This window comes from Bradyrhizobium sacchari, from assembly GCF_002068095.1.
GTDB classification, from domain to species: domain Bacteria; phylum Pseudomonadota; class Alphaproteobacteria; order Rhizobiales; family Xanthobacteraceae; genus Bradyrhizobium; species Bradyrhizobium sacchari.
The window spans coordinates 1-1,526 of sequence record NZ_LWIG01000042.1 but is presented as its reverse complement, the minus strand read 5'-3'; the positions used below and the strand labels follow the sequence as shown (position 1 = coordinate 1,526).

Annotated in this window: 2 protein-coding genes; both read left to right on the top strand. The window is 61.9% G+C overall.

Annotated elements, in window-relative coordinates; genetic code table 11:
- Nucleotides 1–687 (top strand): flagellin (locus A5906_RS30625; RefSeq protein ID WP_283807742.1); only part of this gene is annotated, 687 nt, incomplete at its 5' end.
- 344 nt (nt 688–1,031) lie between these two features.
- On the top strand, nt 1,032–1,526 hold a 495-nt coding region (locus A5906_RS30620; RefSeq protein ID WP_488225983.1), incomplete at its 3' end, for a flagellin N-terminal helical domain-containing protein.

Here is a 1,526-nt window from a genome sequence, read left to right as displayed (position 1 = left end):
CAGGCCAACAACCTGACGGCAACGATCGACGCCAACGGCCTGCTGACGGTCTCCACCACCAACGACTACGCGTCCTCGACCATCGGTTCGAGCGCCGCAGGTGGTGCGATCGGCGGCACGCTGACGACGGCGCTGACGTTCTCGACAGCTTCCAGCCCCGTCCAGGACACGGTTGCCCAGACGGCGCGTTCGAACCTGGTGTCTCAGTACAACAACATCCTGAACCAGATCGACTCGACGGCGCAGGACTCCTCGTTCAACGGCGTCAACCTCTTGAACGGCGACCAGCTCAAGCTGGTGTTCGACGAGACCGGCAAGTCGAACCTCAGCATCACCGGCGTGACCTACAACTCCAAGGGCCTGGGCCTTGCCGCGCTGACCAGCGGTGTCGACTTCATCGACAACGCCGCCACCAACAAGGTGCTGACCAACTTGAACGCCGCGTCGAGCACGCTGCGCTCGGAGGCCTCGAGCCTTGGTTCGAACCTCTCGGTGGTGCAGGTTCGTCAGGACTTCAACAAGAGCCTGATCAACGTGCTGCAGACCGGTTCGTCCAACCTGACCCTGGCCGACACCAACACCGAGGCGGCCAACAGCCAGGCGCTGTCGACCCGCCAATCGATCGCGGTCTCCGCGCTATCGCTGGCCAACCAGTCGCAGCAGAGCGTGCTGCAGCTGCTGCGCTAAGTCGCGGACGACATCGCAAGCAAGATCCGGCGGCGGGGCTTCGGCCCCGCCGCTTTCTTTTTGCGGCCCGGCACGATCGAGGCGATGGGTTCGGGTCCAGCGAATTGCTCACTCTGAGTTATGGTTGACAAGTCGCAAACGCTTCGTCGCTGTATCAAAAAACATCATCCTATCATGACGATATCGGTGAGCATTATTCGGCTCCGAACGCGTTTATGGTGAATCCGGGCAAGGACTGCTGCGACACGCTTCATGCTTTGTTAGCCCTCGACGTTCACCTTCCCGAGCATCGATTAATCCTAATCGAAGTTTTGTTGCGTTGCGTACCAGAAGGGTAACACTCAATGTCCGGTATCGTTCTTTCCGCGTCGGTTCGTCAGAACCTGCTCTCCCTCCAGTCCACTGCTGATCTTCTCGCTACCACCCAAAGCCGTCTGTCGACCGGCAAGAGCGTCAACTCGGCCCTGGACAATCCCACCAACTTCTTCACGGCACAGTCGCTCGACAACCGCGCCAGCGACATCAACAACCTGCTCGACGGCATCGCCAACGGCGTGCAGGTGCTGCAGGCCGCCAACACCGGCATCACCTCGCTGCAGAAGCTGATCGACAGCGCCAAGTCGATCGCCAACCAGGCGCTGCAGACCACGGTCGGCTACTCCACCAAGTCGAACGTCTCCGCCACCATCTCCGGTGCGACCGCGGCCGACCTGCGCGGCACCACGAGCTTCGCCAGTGCGACCGCGTCGAGCGACGTGATCTACAGCGGCGCTCCCGGCGGCACGACCGCGATTACGGCTGCCAAGACCCTGGGCGCGAGCCAGGGCGTGTTCACGGGC